The following is a 16,097-nucleotide window of genomic DNA, read 5'->3' as shown; positions in this document are numbered from 1 at the left end:
TCGCCAGGTCTGGTACGTGCAGGTCCGAGCGACAAACGCACTCGGAAGCTCGGCGTGGTCGTCCCCGGTCCGGGTGTCCGCGGCACCGTGACGCCGGGAAGGGCGGAGCCGGTCCCGGCCGAGTGACCACGCAGGCCAGGAGGGCGGGACCCCGCCCGCCCTCCTGGCTCTGCACGAGTGGACTAGGAGCGTGGGTCGGTAACGAGTGAGCGGCCAGTTGGCCGTGGTCGATGGGATCGGTCGTGGTCGTCCTGTTGACACCTGCGTGGCTGTGATTACGGTCCTGGCCGTCGGGTGTGGGGCCTGGCGGGGCCGTGAGGGGGGCGGGTGGCCCGGCTGGTCAGCCTGCCACGGTAGCCAGTCCGGCGGTTCCGGCGTGTCGGAAGCTCTTGCGGAGGTTGTGGCAGGCGGCCAGCAGTCGCCACTCGCCCCGGGCGCCGTCCTCGCCGCGCAGGAGGAGCTGGCGGCCGTTGTGGCAGGTCATGATCTGTCCGAAGACGGGTTCGACGATGGTTCTTCGGCGGCTGTAGGCGGCCTTGCCGGGCTTGGTCCGCAGTTTGCGGGCCATCCGTTCCTTCAGCGTGGCGTCCTTGGGGATTGCAGGTGCCGATAAATCATCCGGCCTGGTCACGCGGCATGTTGGTACTCGTGAAGGGTTCCGCCGAGTCGGTCTCGTCGACGGTTTTCAGACGTCTGATCTGTGCTGGTTCGTTGATCGGTTGGGGGAGTGGTGGGAGCGGAGCGGCTTGAGCGAGGGCTCGGCGTGGTCGATGCCTGTTGTAGAAGGTCTCGAACTCACGGAGCGCGTGGAGGAGGTGGCTATAGTTCCAGATCAAGGTGCGGTCCAGGAGCTCACGCCTACAGGTCTGTATCCAGCGCTCCATGAGGGAGTTCATCCGCGGTATCTGGATGCCGGTGGTGACGACCTTCAGGCCGGCGTCGGCCAGTAGGGCGTCGAAGGCGGCGGTGAACTCCGCGTCGCGGGCGCGGATCAAGAACCTGGCCTTGCTGCCCGCGTCCTCCAGGTCCATGAGGAGATTGCGTCCGAGAAGCACGATCCAGTCTGCGGTGGGGTGTGCGGTAGCGCCGAGGACCCGGATGCGCCGGGTGGAGTGCTTGATGACGGCGAAGACGTAGAGGCGCGCCCCGGTCAGGGTGCGCGTCTCGAAGAGATCTCAGGCGAGTAGTGCTTTGGCCTGACTGCGCAGGAAGTCAGCCCAGGTCGTGCCCTCACGTTCCGGGGCGGGTGGGATGCCGTGCTCCTTGAGGATTTCCCAGACGGTGGAGGCGGCGACCTTGACGCCGAGCGCCGCGAGTTCACCGTGGATGCGTCGATACCCCCAAGAACTGTTCTCTCGGGCGAGGCGGAGGACCAGGGCGCGGATCGAGCGGACGGTGGGCGGGCGTCCGCGACGCTTCGGCACGCAGGTGGCAGCGTGGCGTTGCTTGAGCAGGTTGCGGTGCCACCGCAGGATCGTGTCCGGGTGTACCAGCAGCGGGAGCTGGCGCAGCTTGTCCATCGGGAGGTGATGGAGCAGGCCGGCGAGGATCGCGCGGTCGGTGTCCGTGAAGGCGGGCTTGCCGACCTGACGCTGCAGGACCAGCAGTTGGTGCCGGAGCGTGAGGACCTCGATGTCCCTGTCTCTATCGCTCATCGGCAACAGGCGCAGGAACGCGAAGGTGTTGGTCGCGGCAAGGTAGGCCAGGCGCAGTAGCACGATAGATCATGATGCCGCCGGTTACCTATGCAGGCGGGGACCGGGAGCAGCCCCGGTGTACTGTCGGCGGCGGGCATACTCAGCCGGGTGCGCAGGCGCAGGTTCTCGGTGCGTATCTCGGCGAGTGCGGCGCGTGCAGTTCGGCGTTCTCCTCGAGCGCCACATCGAGCCGGATGCGCAGTTCGGCGGGGTCGTTGCACGCGTGCCAGTCCTCCACGCTTCCGTGATCCGGATTTGCGGCCGTGGCCGGACCGTTCTCGCTCAAGTCCTCCTGAACCGCGGCACGACTGCCACGGCCAACGGCGCCGGAGGAAGGCCCCGGGATCATGCCGCGTCGAGCAGGGGCAGGTCCATCGGTTCGGTGGCGGTCGACTCCATCAGTGTGCGGATCAGTAGTCGTCGAGCGTGTTGCCGACCCGGTTTGCCGACTTCCTCGCGGGTCAGCCACGGCACCCTGTCGCGCGACAGGCGTATGCGTACCGCGGCGACCCTGTGCTCGACGCGCTTGGCCGTCCAGCCGGCCTCCGGCTGCAGTTCGGCGAGTTGGGCGGCCGTCTGCTGAAACGTGATGGATCGCGGGCGGCTCGTGCAGCAGGTTTCCCCGGCCGAGCGTGACGAGAGCGAGCTTCTCCTGCTCGGTGAGCGTCCACAACAGGGCAGCACCTGCTGCGCCGACCCGGCCGTGTGTGCGACATCCCGTGAGTTCTCCGGAACCCGGTTGAGTATCTGCTGTTGTGGCCAGGGGGTTCTTCCTCCTACAGGTGTCTTGCCGCCGGGTGACGTAGGTTCGGGATTCTTGAAGCTTTCTCATGCTGTCCGACCGATGCGCAGTCGTGGTGAAGGTGAGGGGGTCCGGGTTGGCTCCCGGGGACGGGAGGTTTGCCGTGCCGGTCGACCCTGTGGGTGCCGATAAGCACGTCCGCGCAGGTCAGCGACCTTATGACCTTCCGCTGAGCGGATGGGATCTGAACATGTTCAACACATAACGACTGCACGCTTGAACGCGTTCGATTTGGCCTCGATGCGGCGCCCGATTGAGCTGTCCGTCAGTGCGCCGACCTGTGCGGATGAATTATCGGCACCCGCAGAGCTTCGGCTTGTCGATCTGCCGCTGTAGCACGGCCAGTTGGTGGCGCAGCGCCAGGATCTCGGCATCCTTGTCACGGTCGCCGAAGAGGGCGGCCCGACAGCAACCGTTGTCCCATGGGAAGGCCGCGTCCGCCGCACCCGACTACTCGGTGGCCTCATCGACGAGTACCGGCAAGCAGCCCGACTTGTCCGGACAAACGGCCTGGTCAACGTCTCGAACAGAGATTTTCGCGCGGGACAGGGGTCGGCCGACGTGAAACGCCTCTGGGTCGGCCGGCCCCGCTCCTGCGTGCGGTCGTGTTTGCGCCGGACTACGGGTAGCTGACCAGGTAGGCCACGTTGCTACTGGCGGTGACCTGGTTGCCGGCGTTGTCGATGATGTGGTTGATGGTTCCGGCGCCGCCCAGGACCGTGGTGACCATGCTGTGGAACTTCACCGTGGACGTGGTGGGCACCTCGATGGCATGGCCAAGTACGACGGAGGGGTTGTCGCGGAGGTAGGCGTAGACACCCACACCCCATGCCTCGTGGGAGGTGACCGAGTTGGCGACCTTGTACGAGGCGTAGCCGAGGTCACCTCCACTGGTGGTCCAACTGGACTGGTCGGGCACGTCGTAGGGGGTCTCGCTCTGATAGAAGTACGTGCGGCCGCCGTTGCCGTTCCAGGTGGTCTGGTACTTCTGGTAGTGCTCGACCGCCAGACCGTACATGGTGACGTTGTTGCCGTTGACGATCAGTCCGTTGACGGCCGGGTTGGTCGTCCAGCCGACGCCGTTGGTGTGGTCCGCCCGCCACAGCCACAGGTCGTCGCCGATGACGTCGTTGCTGTTGATCACCAGTGTCTGGATGGCCTTGCCCGCGATGTCGCCGCCGATGCGGAAGAACACGTCGTGCAGCACGATCGGGTCAGCGGTGTGACTGGCGGTCGAGCCGGCCGGGCCAACCTGGACCAGGATGTTGGAGTTGGTGGTGTTCGCGCTGATCAGCAGCCCGGCGATGTCGATGCCGTCCACGTCGGCGGTGGTGATCGCGGTGACACCGTTGTCTGGCACGAGGGTGGCCAGACCCAGTCCTAGGACCACCGTGTCGGGGCGGGTGATGTTCAGCGGGGCGGACAGGTGGTACACGCCCGGGGTGACGATCAGGTTCCGGCCCCCGGCGAGCGCATTGTTGATCGTCGTGGCGGTGTCACCGGGCTTGACGATGTAGAACTGGCTGATCGGCAGCGAGGTGCCCGGAGCGGCGCCGTTGACCCAGTCAGGGCCTTGCACATTGGTGCGCACCGACGGAACGAACACCTGCCAATTGCCCGAGCCGTCGACGTAGATGAACGGCTTCTCGCGCATCACCGGGCTCTGAGCGACAGTGGTGTACTGCGGATTGGGGAAGCTGGTCGCCGGGGCGCCGGTGTCGCCGACGAAGACCATGTTCCAGTTGTGCCCGGTCCATCCGCCGTCCATGGCGGTGTCCTGGGTGAGGAACTGCTGTTGGGTCCCGGAGTTGATCTGACCGGAGATCCGGGAGTTTCCGATGTAGCCGCCGCTGGACCAGTTGGTGCTGGTGCCGTGGGTGTCGTCCCACAGCTTCATGCTGCCGTGCACGTCCATCCGCCGGAACGGGTCGGCCTGCGAGACGGCCCACATGGTGCTGCCCGAACCGGGGCTCACCGACATGTTCTCGACGTCGCGCCAGAAGTTCTGGGTGGCGTTGCCGTCGCTGGTGTGACCCTCGACGTGTACGCCGCCGCCGGTGATCGACACCTGGTCCGGTGACAGGCCCAGCCCGGAGACCTGGGTGTAGTAGCCGACGGGGATGTCGACGTTGTACGTGCCCGGGGTGAACAGCAGGGCGTTGCGCTGGGTGCCGAACTCGTTGGTCTGCTGGGTGCTGTAGACCGAGTTGATTGTCGACTGGATGGTGGACATCGGCATCGACGGATCGAATACCGTCACGTTGGGGCCGAAGTCCGGAGTGTTGGGCGGCGGGGTGATGCCGCTGGAGAGGGTGAAGGACTGGGCGCCGGTGCCGTTGCAGGTGTACTGCTGCAACTGGACGCTGTCGGCGGTGGATGCCGACGGCACATCGAGGCACTTGCCGCTGTTGCGGTTGACGAAGTGGTACGTGCCGGAGGCCTCGGCGACCGGCAGCCACTGCTGGTTGGCGCCGCCGCCGTAGAGCCACAGCTGGGTCAGCGCGCCGTCGGCGGTGGAGACGTCGGTCTCGTCCCAGACCTGATTCGGCGCGGAGGCCACGCCGATCCGGTAGTAGCCGCTGTCGGTCGCGGTGAACTGCCAGGACTGGGCGCCAGTGCCGTTGCAGGTGTACTGCTGCACGGCGGTGCCGTTGCCGGTGGCCGCGCCACGCGCGTCAACGCACTTGCCGCTGCCTGCGTTGACGACGGTGGTGGGGGTGGTGGGGATGGTCGCGGCGGTGGCACTCGGCGCGGAGGCCAGCGCGATGCCGGCGGCGGCCGGCAGCAGGAGGGCGGTCGTGAGGGCGGCTGTGCGTCTGCGGTGACGGCGGGCTCGGACGAGCACGGCGAGAACGTTGGTCACGCGTGTCTCCTCGGTCGCGTGCGGGGCGCGATGTCGATCGGACGGTAGGCGCCGCCCGCCGGGCCGTCAATACACACCAAAAGTTAAGCCGTGAATTTTTGCCTGCACAAGGGAGACACCGGGGGAATGACCCCAACTGCCCGTATTGCTACGAGAGTTACTGGGATTTCCGGCTGGTGTACTGGCTGGCCGGTCGCGGCCACAATGGAAGATCACCGAACCCGCGGGGCTGGTCGGCGGCATCCGCAGCGCATTGGCGGCCAGGTCGCGCAGGCCTGGGTCGGGGAGCCTGGCGTGTGCGGATCAGGGATCGTGGTGTGGTGTCGTTGTCGGCGGTACCGGTCGGCGAGCCCGGCGGCCCGCATCGGACGGGCGGCGCTCTTGGGCCGTAGGCTAGCCTTCGCGCTCGAGGGCGGCGTGGTTGCGCGGGGCGCCGTAGGCGCCGCGGAAGTGCTCGTGGACGGCGGTGAGGTGCTCGGTCAGCTCCGCGTCGCGAGCGGCCCGGGGATAAAGAGCCACCTGTTGCGGCCCTTCCCGGTCGGGTCCAGGCTCATCAAGCCTGTTCTCCGCGGCCGTCCAACTCGTCGCTGACTGGCGAGTGCGTCAGGTCCAGGTCTCACAAGATGGGAGCGGGGCCTTTCAGCAGACCTTGTAGCCAGAGCCGCCCTCGCGCGACCAGGACCGTATCGTTAGTGGTCGAATCCTCCCTCGGACACTCATAGCGATACGGAAGCGAGGGCCTCGACCTAACGGTCGCGGTCCTCGTTGCGTTGTCGTGCGTGATCGTGATGCCCAGGGCTTCGTAGAGGGGCTCTTTCTTCTCGACGTCGGCGACTTGGATACGGTGTGTGATGTCTCCTTGTCTCTCAGTGATCCCACGGATCTGGTCGGCGGTGAGTCGAGCTTCTTGTGTGCCGCTTCCCTGTCACGTTGGACGTCGTTGATCCACTGGGTGACGACGGCCGGCTCGGCTCCGGAGTCGAGGGCGGCCTGGTAGCGAGCGAGGCGCCGCTCGCATTCCTTGATCGCCTGCCGGGCTTGGGCCTGCTCGGGGGTTTGGGGCTGCGCGGTGCTTGCCGCGATGCCGGCCTGGCTGAATGCGGTGATGGTGGCGGTGAGCCGCTCGGGGGTGAAGGCGCGGGCGATCCATGCATCCAGTGGTTCTTCCTCGTGCTGTTTGTTCCAGACTTTGTGGCCGGTGTAGCGGGGGTTGCGAGGATCGCTCTGACCGCACCGGCCTGCCATGCCCTCTTCGTTCGGTGTGGATTGCGGGTGGCGTCGTGGGCGGAGGGGAAGGGGGTGCCGTCGTGGTTGAGCCGGAGGGCGATGGCCTCGTCGCTCATACGGTTCACTCCGGCTGAGGCTTCTGCGGCGCTGCCCCCGGCGCCCCCACGCGCAACCCGTCCATGACCAGGTCGAGCAGCCGTGTGGCGCGTGGCTGCCAGTCGTCGTACGCGGCGAGCTGCCACAGGCCGGCGATCGCGAGCAGGAAGTCCTCGGGGGTGACCCCCGGGCGTATCGTGCCGGCCTCCTCGTTCGCCTTCAGCAGGAGCGCGACGGCCGAGGTCATGGGGCCGCGGCTCAGGTTCATCAGGGTGCCGCCCGCGGTGGTGGCCTTGCTCAGCGCCTCGGCGAGGCCCGCCTTGGCCATGGCGTACCGGGGGAGCCGGTCCATCCACTCGCGCAGGGCCTGGTCCGGAGCTCGGGTCTCCAGCAGGTGGGCCGCGGTGTCGGCCACCTGCTGCACCTCGTAGCGGTAGACCTCCAGCACGAGCGCCTCGCGGCTGGGGAAGTTGCGGTAAAAGGTCCCCTGCCCGACACACGCCTTCTTCGCGATCGCGCTGAGCGGGGCGTCCGCCGAACGGGTCAGTTCCTCCAGCGCCACGGCCAGGATGCGCTCGCGATTCCGTTGCGCGTCCGAGCGCAGGGGGCCGTCCTTCTTCTGCTGCACCCGTCCTCCTTCCGCAATCGCGGCCGGTTTCCGCCGTGGGAGTCGCGGCCGGACCACCCTTGCTAAGCGGACAACTGTCCGCTAGGTTCATCCGTAACGGACAGCTGTCCGCTTGGACTCACGATAGCGGCAGTCGCGGCCTTTGTGGATGGCCGGAACCATTCGGCGACCGGTATTCCCCCGCCCGCCCCACGTCCGAGGATCGTCCGTACGACTTCGACGCGCACCACGAACGTGAAAGAAGGCTGACCATGGGCCCATTGACGTCCAGCGCCATCACGCTCAACGTCAACGGTGAGAAGTACACGCTGCCCGTCGACCACCGCACCACCCTGCTCGACGCCCTGCGCGAGCGTCTTGATCTGACCGGTACGAAGAAGGGCTGCGACCAAGGTCAGTGCGGCGCCTGCACAGTGCTGGTGGACGGCCGACGGGCCCTGGCCTGCCTGCAGTTGGCGGTGGCCACCGAGGGCCGTGAGGTCACCACCATCGAAGGTGTGGCCGACGGTGACGGCCTGCACCCGGTGCAGCAGGCGTTCCTCGACCTCGACGGTTTCCAGTGCGGCTACTGCACTCCGGGGCAGATCTGCTCGGCCATCGCGGTGATCGAGGAACACGCCGCCGGCTGGCCGAGCGCGGCGACCGCCGACGTGCGCCCCGAGGCGGGAACGTCCCCGCTCACCCCCGAGGAGATCCGTGAGCGGATGAGCGGCAACCTGTGCCGCTGCGGCGCCTACGTGTCCATCGTCCAGGCGGTCGCGCGGGCGGCGCAGGCCGATGCTGCCGGAACCACTGAGACCACCGAGACCGAGGAGGCCGCGGCGTGAGGGAGTTCGGCTATCAGCGGGTCTTCGACGTCCACGGAGCGGTCGCCCTGCTCGGCGCCGACCCGGACGCACGCTTCCTCGGCGGCGGCACCAATCTCGTCGACCTGATGAAGGCAGGCGTGGAGCGGCCCGCCCGCCTCGTCGACGTGCGTGAACTGCCCCTGGACGGGGTCGAGTCGACGCCGGACGGCGGACTGCGCATCGGTGCGACCGTCACCAACAGCGATCTCGCCGCCCACCCCGAAGTGCGACGACGCTACCCGGCGCTGACGCAGGCCGTCCTGGCCGGCGCCTCGGGCCAGCTGCGCAACATGGCGACCGTGGGCGGAAACCTGCTCCAGCGCACCCGCTGCGGTTACTTCACCGACCTGACGAAACCGTGCAACAAGCGTGTCCCGGGCAGCGGTTGTCCCGCCGTCGAGGGCGAACACCACAACCACGCGATCCTCGGCGCCTCCGAGCACTGCGTGGCCACGCATCCCTCGGACATGGCGGTGGCGCTCACCGCGTTCGACGCAGTCGTCTCGTACGAAACGGCGGACGGGCCGGGGGAATCGGCGCTCGCGGAGTTCTATCTGCCCGTGGGCGACACCCCGCATCTGGAGACCGCCCTGCCGCCGGGCGCGCTGATCACCGCCGTCACACTCCCGCCGAACCCGGTCGCGGCCAACTCCCGCTACCGCAAGGTGCGCGAGCGCGCCTCGTACGCCTTCGCGATCGGCTCCCTCGCCGCCGCGCTGGACGTCCAGGACGGCGTCGTACGAGACGTGCGTCTCGCCCTCGGAGCGGTGGCGTCCCGGCCGTGGCGGGCCCGGGAGGCCGAGCGGCTGCTGACCGGAGGCCCGGCGACGGCCGAGGCGTTCGCCGCCGCCGCGGACGCCGAACTGGAAGCCGCCGAAACGCTGCCGAAGAACGGATACAAGGTGCCGCTGACGCGCAATCTCGTCGTGGCCGTGCTGACCGAACTCGCCGAGGAGGCCGCCCGATGACCACGACCACCCCGGCCGCCGCGGTCACGAAGGCCGTCGGCACCGCGCACACCCGCGTGGAGGGCGTCGCCAAGGTCACCGGCGCGGCCCGCTACGCGGGAGAGGTCCCGTACCCGGAACTCGCCCACGGCTGGATGGCGTTGTCCACCGTCGCCCGCGGCCGGATCCGTTCGGTGCAGGACGCCCGGGTTCTGGAGATGCCCGGCGTCGTCGCCGTCCTGCACCACGGCAACGCCCCCAGGGTCGACGGGAACTACGCGGGCCCGTTCGGACCGCCCGACCCGATCCTCCAGCCCCTCCAGCACGACCGGGTGCCGTATGTCGGCTGGCCGGTGGCGCTGGTCGTGGCCGAGACCTCCGAGCAGGCCAGGGAGGCGGCCGAGGCCCTGGTCGTCGAGTACGACGTGGAGCCGCACGACGTCGAGTTCCACGCCGGGCACCCCGACGCGTACCTGCCGGAGGGCCCCACGACGGAGATGTCGAAGGGAGACCTGGAGGCCGAACTCGCCGCGTCCGCCGTCGTCGTGGACGCCGAGTACAGCACGCCGGAGGAGCACCACAGCCCGATGGAGCCGCATGCGGCGACCGCGCGCTGGGAGGACGGCCGGCTCGAGGTGGTCGACTCCAACCAGGGCAGCAGGTTCGTGGCGGACGAGCTCGCCCATATCTTCTCCCTCGACCCCGGCTCGGTACGCTTACTGTCCGAACACGTCGGCGGCGCCTTCGGAGCCAAGGGCACCCGCCCGCACCTGGTCCTCGCCGCGATGGCGGCGACCGTTCTGCACCGGCCGGTCCGGGTCGTCACCACCCGTCGCCAGATGTTCTCCCTGACCGGCTACCGCAGCCCCACCGCACAGCGCGTCCGGCTCGGCGCCGACGCCGACGGACGGCTGCGCGCGCTCGACCACCAGGGCGAGTGCCTCACCTCCACCAACCACGAGTTCGTCGAGCGCAGCGCCGACTACGGGCGTTCGATGTACGACGCCGACGCGCACCACACCGTCAACCGTGTCGTACGGCTCGACGTGCCGACCCCCACCTATATGCGTGCGCCGGGCGAGGCGCCGGGCTCGTTCGCGATGGAGTCCGCGCTGGACGAACTCGCTGAGAAGTGCGGCCTCGACCCGATCGTGCTGCGCACCCGCAACGAACCGGACGCCGGCCCCCTCTCCGGCCTGCCGTTCAGCAGCCGCAACGTCCTCGCCTGCTTCGAGGAGGGCGCCCGCAGGTTCGGTTGGGCGGACCGCGACCCGCGCCCCGGCGTGCGCCGCGAGGGCCGCTGGCTGCTGGGCACCGGCACGGCCGCGGCCACGTTCCCCGTACTGGTCGCCCCGTCGACGGCGGCCGTGACGGCGGAGGCGGACGGCACCTTCACCGTACGGATCACCGCGGCGGACGTCGGGACCGGGGCGCGCACCGCGCTGACCCTGGTCGCCGCGGACGCGCTGGAGGTGGCGCCCGAGCGCATCCGGGTGCGGATCGCGGACAGCGACTTCGGCCAGGCGATCCTGGCCGGCGGCTCGATGGGCACCCGTTCCTGGTCCTGGGCGATCGTGGCCGCGGCAGCCGACCTGCGGGAGCGGCTGGCACTCGCGGACGGCATTCCGCCGGAGGGCATCACGGCGCGCTCGAACACCGCCGAGGCCATCGGCAGGCTGACGAGCAAGGAACGGTACTCCTTCGGCGCGCAGTTCGCCGAGGTCGCCGTCGACGTCACCACCGGCGAGGTCCGGGTACGGCGGATGCTCGGGATGTTCGCGGCGGGCCGGATCGTCAACCCGCTGACCGCGCGCAGCCAGTTCGTCGGCGGCATGGTCTGGGGCCTGTCCATGGCGCTCCACGAGGAGGCGGTCCGGGACCGGGCCACGGGTGGACACGTCGGCGCGGACTTCGCGAGCTACCACTTCGCCGCGAACGCGGACGTCCCCGTCATCGAGGCGGACTGGGTGGACGACCCCGACCCGGACGACCCGGTCGGCATCAAGGGCATCGGTGAGATCGGGATCGTGGGAGCCGCGGCGGCGATCGCCAACGCGGTCTGGCACGCGACCGGCGTACGCCACCGGCACCTGCCCATCCGGCCCGACCGGGTCCTGATGGCCGGCCGAGATGCTTGACATCGCAATCGAACTGCACCGGTGGGCGGCGGAGGGCCGTGACTTCGCCGTGGCCACGGTGGTGGCCGTCGGCGGCAGCGCTCCCCGCCCGCCGGGCGCGGCGCTCGCCGTCGACGCCGACGGCACGGCCGTCGGCTCGGTCTCCGGCGGTTGTGTGGAGGGCGCGGTGTACGACCTGTGCGTCCAGGCGCTCCAGGACGGCCGCGCGGTACGGGAACAGTTCGGCTACAGCGACGAGGACGCCTTCGCGGTGGGCCTGACCTGCGGCGGGGTGATCGACGTCCTGGTCACCCCGGTCCGTGGGGACGCGCCGTACCGGCGGGTGTTCGAGGCGGCGCTCTCGGCCGCCGCCGGTGGGGAGACGGTTGCGGTCGCCCGCGTGGTCCGGGGCCCGGACGAACTGCTCGGCCGCGCACTGCTGGTCCGCGCCGACGGGGCGTACGAGGGCGGTCTCGGCGCCGATCCGCGGCTGGACCGGACGGCGGCCGCCGAGACCCTCGCGGTGCTGGACGCCGGTCGCACCGGCACGGTCGACGTCTCGGAGGACGGCTCGCACTGCCCGGGCGGTGTGACGCTGTTCGTCGAGTCCAGTGTTGAACCGCCCCGCATGATCGTCTTCGGGGCGATCGACTTCGCGGCGGCGCTCGTGCGGACGGGCAAGTTCCTCGGCTACCACGTGACCGTCTGCGACGCCCGCCCCGTCTTCGCCACCCGGGCCCGCTTCCCCGAGGCCGACGAGATCGTGGTCGACTGGCCGGACCGCTATCTGCGCAGCACCGGGACCGACGCCCGCACGGTCCTGTGCGTGCTCACCCATGACGCCAAGTTCGACGTCCCGCTGCTGGAGGAGGCGCTGCGGCTGCCGGTCGCGTTCGTCGGCGCCATGGGCTCGCGCCGCACCCACGAGGACCGCAACCGGCGGCTGCGCGAGGCGGGTGTCACCGAGGAGGAGCTGGCCCGTCTGCACTCCCCGATCGGCCTCGACCTGGGTGCCCGTACGCCGGAGGAGACCGCCCTGTCCATCGCGGCCGAGATCGTCGCGGCGCGCCGGGGCGGGTCGGGCATACCGCTGACCGGCGCACCGACCCCGATCCACCACGACCGCCCCGAAGGCCCCGGTCGGGTGACCGCACTGGACGAAGACCGCCGACGAGATCCTCGACAAAGTCGCCGCCTACTGTCAGAGAATCTCCGACTCAGGTCACTGGGGCGCAACCGCTGATGATCGTCCGGTGGCGTTTGGTCGATCAAGCGCGGTCGTGGAGCGTGACCTGGTAGCCGTCGAGCGTGCATAGCTCGTTCCCCGGCGCACGTCTCGTCGCGCTCGGACAGGAGTGCAGCCGAGCCTGAAATTGGTGCCGGCGACCTCGAAAACCGACAGACCCCGACTACACCCTCTACTGCGAGCCCCTTTACAGCCACGAGGGTGGCGGTGCGGCCGCGCTCGGAGGGATTCAGCCGCATTCGTTGCCGCACCGGGAGGACGGGTCGCTCGACCTCGCGGACATCGCGGCGGCGGTCACGCCCGATGATCCGCATTTCGCGCGCACTCAAAACAGCCCCAAGCCAGCAGGATCACCTTGCGTCCCAAACCCCACCACACCCGCAAGGAACTCGCTCATACCCTCCGCAGCCCCAGCAGTGCCGTGACCGCCCCGACCCCCTCCGCCACCGCGGATGCTGTCTTCTCTCCGTACCACATCGGCTCGTACATATTCGGAAACGGCCCCAGTTGCCCGACGTTGACGTATCTATACAAAAGGACCGCGGCCAATCCGGCCAGCGCCGTGACGAATGCGTACGCCCATACCGCACGCCGGGTGCCGGTGGCCACGAGGAGCACCACGGCCAGGGCCGCCGCCGCCGCCTCGATCCTGAAGAGCTGCCCCTGACTGACCGTTGCCCGCACCGCGTCGTAACTCGGGGCGAGGTCGGCGTGGACGTACGCGTCAATCACCAACGCGGCGACGGTCACCACCCGGAGTAGCCACAATGGTGGTAGGTGAAGCCGCACTTCGCCCCGGTTGCTTTTGCCGCTTCTGCGTGTCATCATTTCCGACCGTCCTATTACTTCCGGGAGTCGCGCGTGACCGGCCTGGCACGGGTCATGCACGATCAGGTTGCATTCAGCCTACGTGGGAAAGGCGTTCTGACTCACTCGAGCGCGAACTCTTATTTGCGTCAGTCGACGCCGAGTTGAATTGATTCGGACGTGGATGTGCTGCCGAGATGCCCAGGCAGCGACCCCGCGTTAAATTCACCTGCGGCAAGCCGACACACGCATGGGGTGGGCATCGTGACTGAGAGGTCGTCCACGAACACCGACGGCAATGGCCACGCGCGGAATCGGATCGCGAGGCCCCTGGTGGCCGCCGGCGCCGCGGTGGGAATCGCCACACTCGGCGCCTGGACCCCGGCAGGCGCGCCCTCGCACGGCGCTGCCGCTTCCATGGTGTCGCAGGTGGTCCTGAAGGCCACGCCCAAGTCTCCGGCCGCCGCAGCACAGCACGTCACCATGGCGAACTTCGCGTACTCGCCCGCGACGCTCACCGTCGGCGAGGGCACCACGGTCTCCTGGACCAACAATGACGCCACTCCGCACACGGTGACGAGCAGCGGCTCCGGTCCGCTCAACTCCGGGACACTCAACAAGGGCGGCTCGTACAACTACACCTTCAATACGCCGGGCACATATGCGTACTACTGCACGATCCACCCGTTCATGCACGGCACGGTCGTAGTGATGAAGTAGGTCGTGGCGAAGGCGAGAAGCAGAAGGCATGCCTGGGTGGCCGAACTCGCCGGGGGCGTCCTGGATGGCCGGCCCAAGGGGATACGGCTGATGGTCCGCAAGGAACGGCCGTGTCCTGGCGCGCAGTTGCGTTTCACCGACGCCGACGGAGTGCCGCTGACCTGCTTCGCCACCAACACCGCAGGCACGCCGATAGCGCACCCGGAGCTGCGGCACCGCCAGCGGGCTCGGACCGAGGACCGCATCCGCGCCGCCCGCGACATCGGCCTGCGCAACCTGCCTCTCCACCACACCGCGCAGAACCAGGTCTGGCTGCGGATCCTCCGGATCCCGCTCGACCTGCTGGCCCGGATGCCCATGCTCGCCCTGACCGGGCCCGCCCGGCGACGGGAACCCAAGCGCCTGCGGCTGCGGTTGTTCTCCGCCGCCGCCCAGCTCGTCACCACCGGCCGCCGCCGCTTCCTCCGCCTCGCCCGCCACCGGCCCTGGACCGACGTGACCACCAGCGCATTCGAGCGACTACGAGCCCTCCCGAACGCCGGCTGACCAGCGACAACGACCTCGACGAGCACCCACCGCCCCATGAGCCGTGGAACCCGGCGCCCACCCGACGCGACAGCCGGGCCGCCAGCATGCTCACCCGCACAAATCTCCGCCCCGAACAAGTCGAAAGGGTCCGTCAGCAAGCTGACGGACCCTCATGCAAGATTGAGGCCACCCTCCTCGCCCGCGACCCGAGGGACCCCGGACAACCCGACCACCGCGCCGGGACGCCGGCATGCCCAAGCAGCGTCTCATCACCCCAACCGAAACGGCGAGGCTAAGACGTGGGATAGAACTGGCGGGCCCAGTGCCGAAACTGCCCGATCGCCTGCTCGTCGGAGGCGAGTCTGGGGTGGGGCAGGTACCGCTTGTGAGCCCAGATCCTGATGTCTTCGTATGCGTACTTGACGGCGGTGCCCAGCAGGATGCGTGCTGCAGCCCTGGACGCGGCAGTCCGCAGAAACGGGCTTGTCCCACCGGGCAGCCTCGCGCTGTCGGTCACGGCGGCCGTGGTCGCGAAGCGCAGGACGGTCCGGGTGGGGCTGATGGGGGTGGGCAGGGTCCACAGGTATGTGGTCAGGCCGAGGCGGTCCACGATGACCTCGGTGGTGTGCATTCCCAGCCCGGCCATCGTGATCGTCTGGTGGGCCAGGACACCGTCCAGCCTGGGCAGAAGACGTCCCTTCGCGGGATGGATGCGCACGCGGGTACGCATCAACGGGCCGTCCGCCTCGGGTGGTGCCACCGGCCGCATGCGCAGCCCGTGCAGTTCGGAGGCGTGGCGGCAGTCGAAGGAGTTCTCCATGACGTCCTGGGGGTGCGCGACCACCTCGCGTTTCCACAGCGCCGTCGGTCTGGCCCAGCCCGGCAGGGCAGGCGGCTCCCATGAGGGCTGCGGGTCGGCAGGCCCGTGCCAGACCAGCAGGAGCCCGTTGACCTCCCGTAGCGGCAGGTGGCCGAGCCGGGCGTGCGGCGGCGACCCGCTGGGGGACGAGACGCAAGCTCCATCAGGGGCGAAGCCGAGCCGGTGGAAGGGGCACACGAGTAGTTGCCCGACGACTTTGCCGCCGTGACCGAGGTGGGCGCCCAGATGCGGGCAGTGGGCCTCCACCGCCCGTGCGACGCCGTCGCGGGTGCGATACAGCACGCAGTCCTGGTCCATGAGCCGGCGCGTCACAACGCCGCCGCTGGGCAGTTCACGGGAAAGGCCCAGGCAGAACCAGCCGAACGGGAAAGGCAGTGTAGGGCCGAGAACTCTCTCATCGCCGGACACGGCCTTCAAGGGGCGACGGGCACTGTCGCGCACAGAAGGTGCGATATCGGTCACAGACTGTACGTAATCAGATGTGAAGGGTCGCTGCAAGCTGCCGTGTCTGCGCGTTGAGCAATCGGACGACTCCTCCAGAGCGCGGGAATGTCGCTGAGTTCGAACTGCGGCGTGGCGTCGGGTTAGGAGCCTTGACCTCATGTATTCAGCTGCGGCCGTGACCTGATGCCCTGACAGGAGAAGGGTGCCTCCCACCTGCGATGATCTGGATTTCCTAGATCAAAACCGT

At 68.9% G+C, this 16,097-nt stretch carries 10 protein-coding genes and 4 pseudogenes; 6 read left to right on the top strand and 8 right to left on the bottom strand.

Translation table 11 applies throughout. From position 1 onward, the window contains the following. Positions 1–340: 340 nt before the first annotated feature. The 6 genes and pseudogenes from AB0N14_RS29365 to AB0N14_RS29340 form a co-directional block, all read right to left on the bottom strand. Positions 341–598: pseudogene (locus AB0N14_RS29365) on the bottom strand (transposase); the annotation flags it as partial. Positions 599–627: 29 nt separating this feature from the next. Then, a pseudogene (locus AB0N14_RS29360) lies at positions 628–1,718 on the bottom strand (integrase core domain-containing protein). A 79-nt stretch (positions 1,719–1,797) separates the two neighbouring features. Continuing rightward, on the bottom strand, positions 1,798–1,983 hold the full coding sequence (locus AB0N14_RS29355; protein WP_366028721.1) for a hypothetical protein: 186 nt from the start codon (positions 1,981–1,983) through the stop codon (positions 1,798–1,800). Positions 1,984–3,118: 1,135 nt separating this feature from the next. Further along, positions 3,119–5,287 (bottom strand): RICIN domain-containing protein, encoded by a 2,169-nt coding sequence (locus AB0N14_RS29350; RefSeq protein WP_366028772.1) that lies wholly within the window; start codon positions 5,285–5,287, stop codon positions 3,119–3,121. Positions 5,288–5,755: 468 nt separating this feature from the next. After that, positions 5,756–5,881 (bottom strand): hypothetical protein, encoded by a 126-nt coding sequence (locus AB0N14_RS29345; protein WP_366028720.1) that lies wholly within the window; start codon positions 5,879–5,881, stop codon positions 5,756–5,758. 829 nt (positions 5,882–6,710) lie between these two features. Beyond that, positions 6,711–7,313 (bottom strand): TetR/AcrR family transcriptional regulator, encoded by a 603-nt coding sequence (locus AB0N14_RS29340; RefSeq protein ID WP_366028719.1) that lies wholly within the window; start codon positions 7,311–7,313, stop codon positions 6,711–6,713. A gap of 251 nt (positions 7,314–7,564) precedes the next feature. On the opposite strand from AB0N14_RS29340, the gene AB0N14_RS29335 reads away from it, so the two are divergent. The 4 genes and pseudogenes from AB0N14_RS29335 to AB0N14_RS29320 all read left to right on the top strand — a co-directional run. After that, positions 7,565–8,140, top strand: a complete 576-nt coding sequence (locus tag AB0N14_RS29335) for a 2Fe-2S iron-sulfur cluster-binding protein (RefSeq protein ID WP_366028718.1) — start codon at positions 7,565–7,567, stop codon at positions 8,138–8,140. Then, on the top strand, positions 8,137–9,129 hold the full coding sequence (locus AB0N14_RS29330) for a xanthine dehydrogenase family protein subunit M (RefSeq protein WP_366028717.1): 993 nt from the start codon (positions 8,137–8,139) through the stop codon (positions 9,127–9,129). The genes AB0N14_RS29335 and AB0N14_RS29330 overlap by 4 nt, the downstream gene beginning before the upstream one ends. After that, entirely contained in the window at positions 9,126–11,246 is a 2,121-nt protein-coding gene (locus tag AB0N14_RS29325) for a xanthine dehydrogenase family protein molybdopterin-binding subunit (protein ID WP_366028716.1), read from the top strand. Before AB0N14_RS29330 ends, AB0N14_RS29325 begins: the two co-directional genes overlap by 4 nt. Next, positions 11,239–12,348 (top strand): annotated as a pseudogene (locus AB0N14_RS29320) (XdhC/CoxI family protein); the annotation flags it as partial. The gene AB0N14_RS29325 and the pseudogene AB0N14_RS29320, both read left to right, overlap by 8 nt. 516 nt (positions 12,349–12,864) lie before the next feature. Here the strand turns inward: AB0N14_RS29320 and AB0N14_RS29315 are convergent. Then, positions 12,865–13,206, bottom strand: a complete 342-nt coding sequence (locus AB0N14_RS29315; RefSeq protein ID WP_366028715.1) for a hypothetical protein — start codon at positions 13,204–13,206, stop codon at positions 12,865–12,867. 336 nt (positions 13,207–13,542) lie between these two features. Here AB0N14_RS29315 and AB0N14_RS29310 point away from each other — a divergent pair, with 336 nt between their 5' ends. Next, positions 13,543–13,998 carry a cupredoxin family copper-binding protein gene (locus tag AB0N14_RS29310; protein ID WP_366028714.1) on the top strand — a complete coding sequence of 152 codons (456 nt, stop codon included), beginning with the start codon at positions 13,543–13,545 and terminating at the stop codon, positions 13,996–13,998. A gap of 30 nt (positions 13,999–14,028) precedes the next feature. Then, a pseudogene (locus tag AB0N14_RS29305) lies at positions 14,029–14,544 on the top strand (transposase); the annotation flags it as partial. Positions 14,545–14,818: 274 nt separating this feature from the next. Here the strand turns inward: AB0N14_RS29305 and AB0N14_RS29300 are convergent. Next, complete coding sequence (locus tag AB0N14_RS29300) at positions 14,819–16,009, bottom strand: Rieske 2Fe-2S domain-containing protein (RefSeq protein WP_366028771.1); 1,191 nt, start codon at positions 16,007–16,009, stop codon at positions 14,819–14,821. Positions 16,010–16,097: the final 88 nt, after the last annotated feature.

This window comes from Streptomyces sp. NPDC051104, from assembly GCF_040682835.1.
Lineage (GTDB): Bacteria > Actinomycetota > Actinomycetes > Streptomycetales > Streptomycetaceae > Streptomyces > Streptomyces cynarae.
This window is presented reverse-complemented; position numbering and strand designations above follow the sequence as displayed.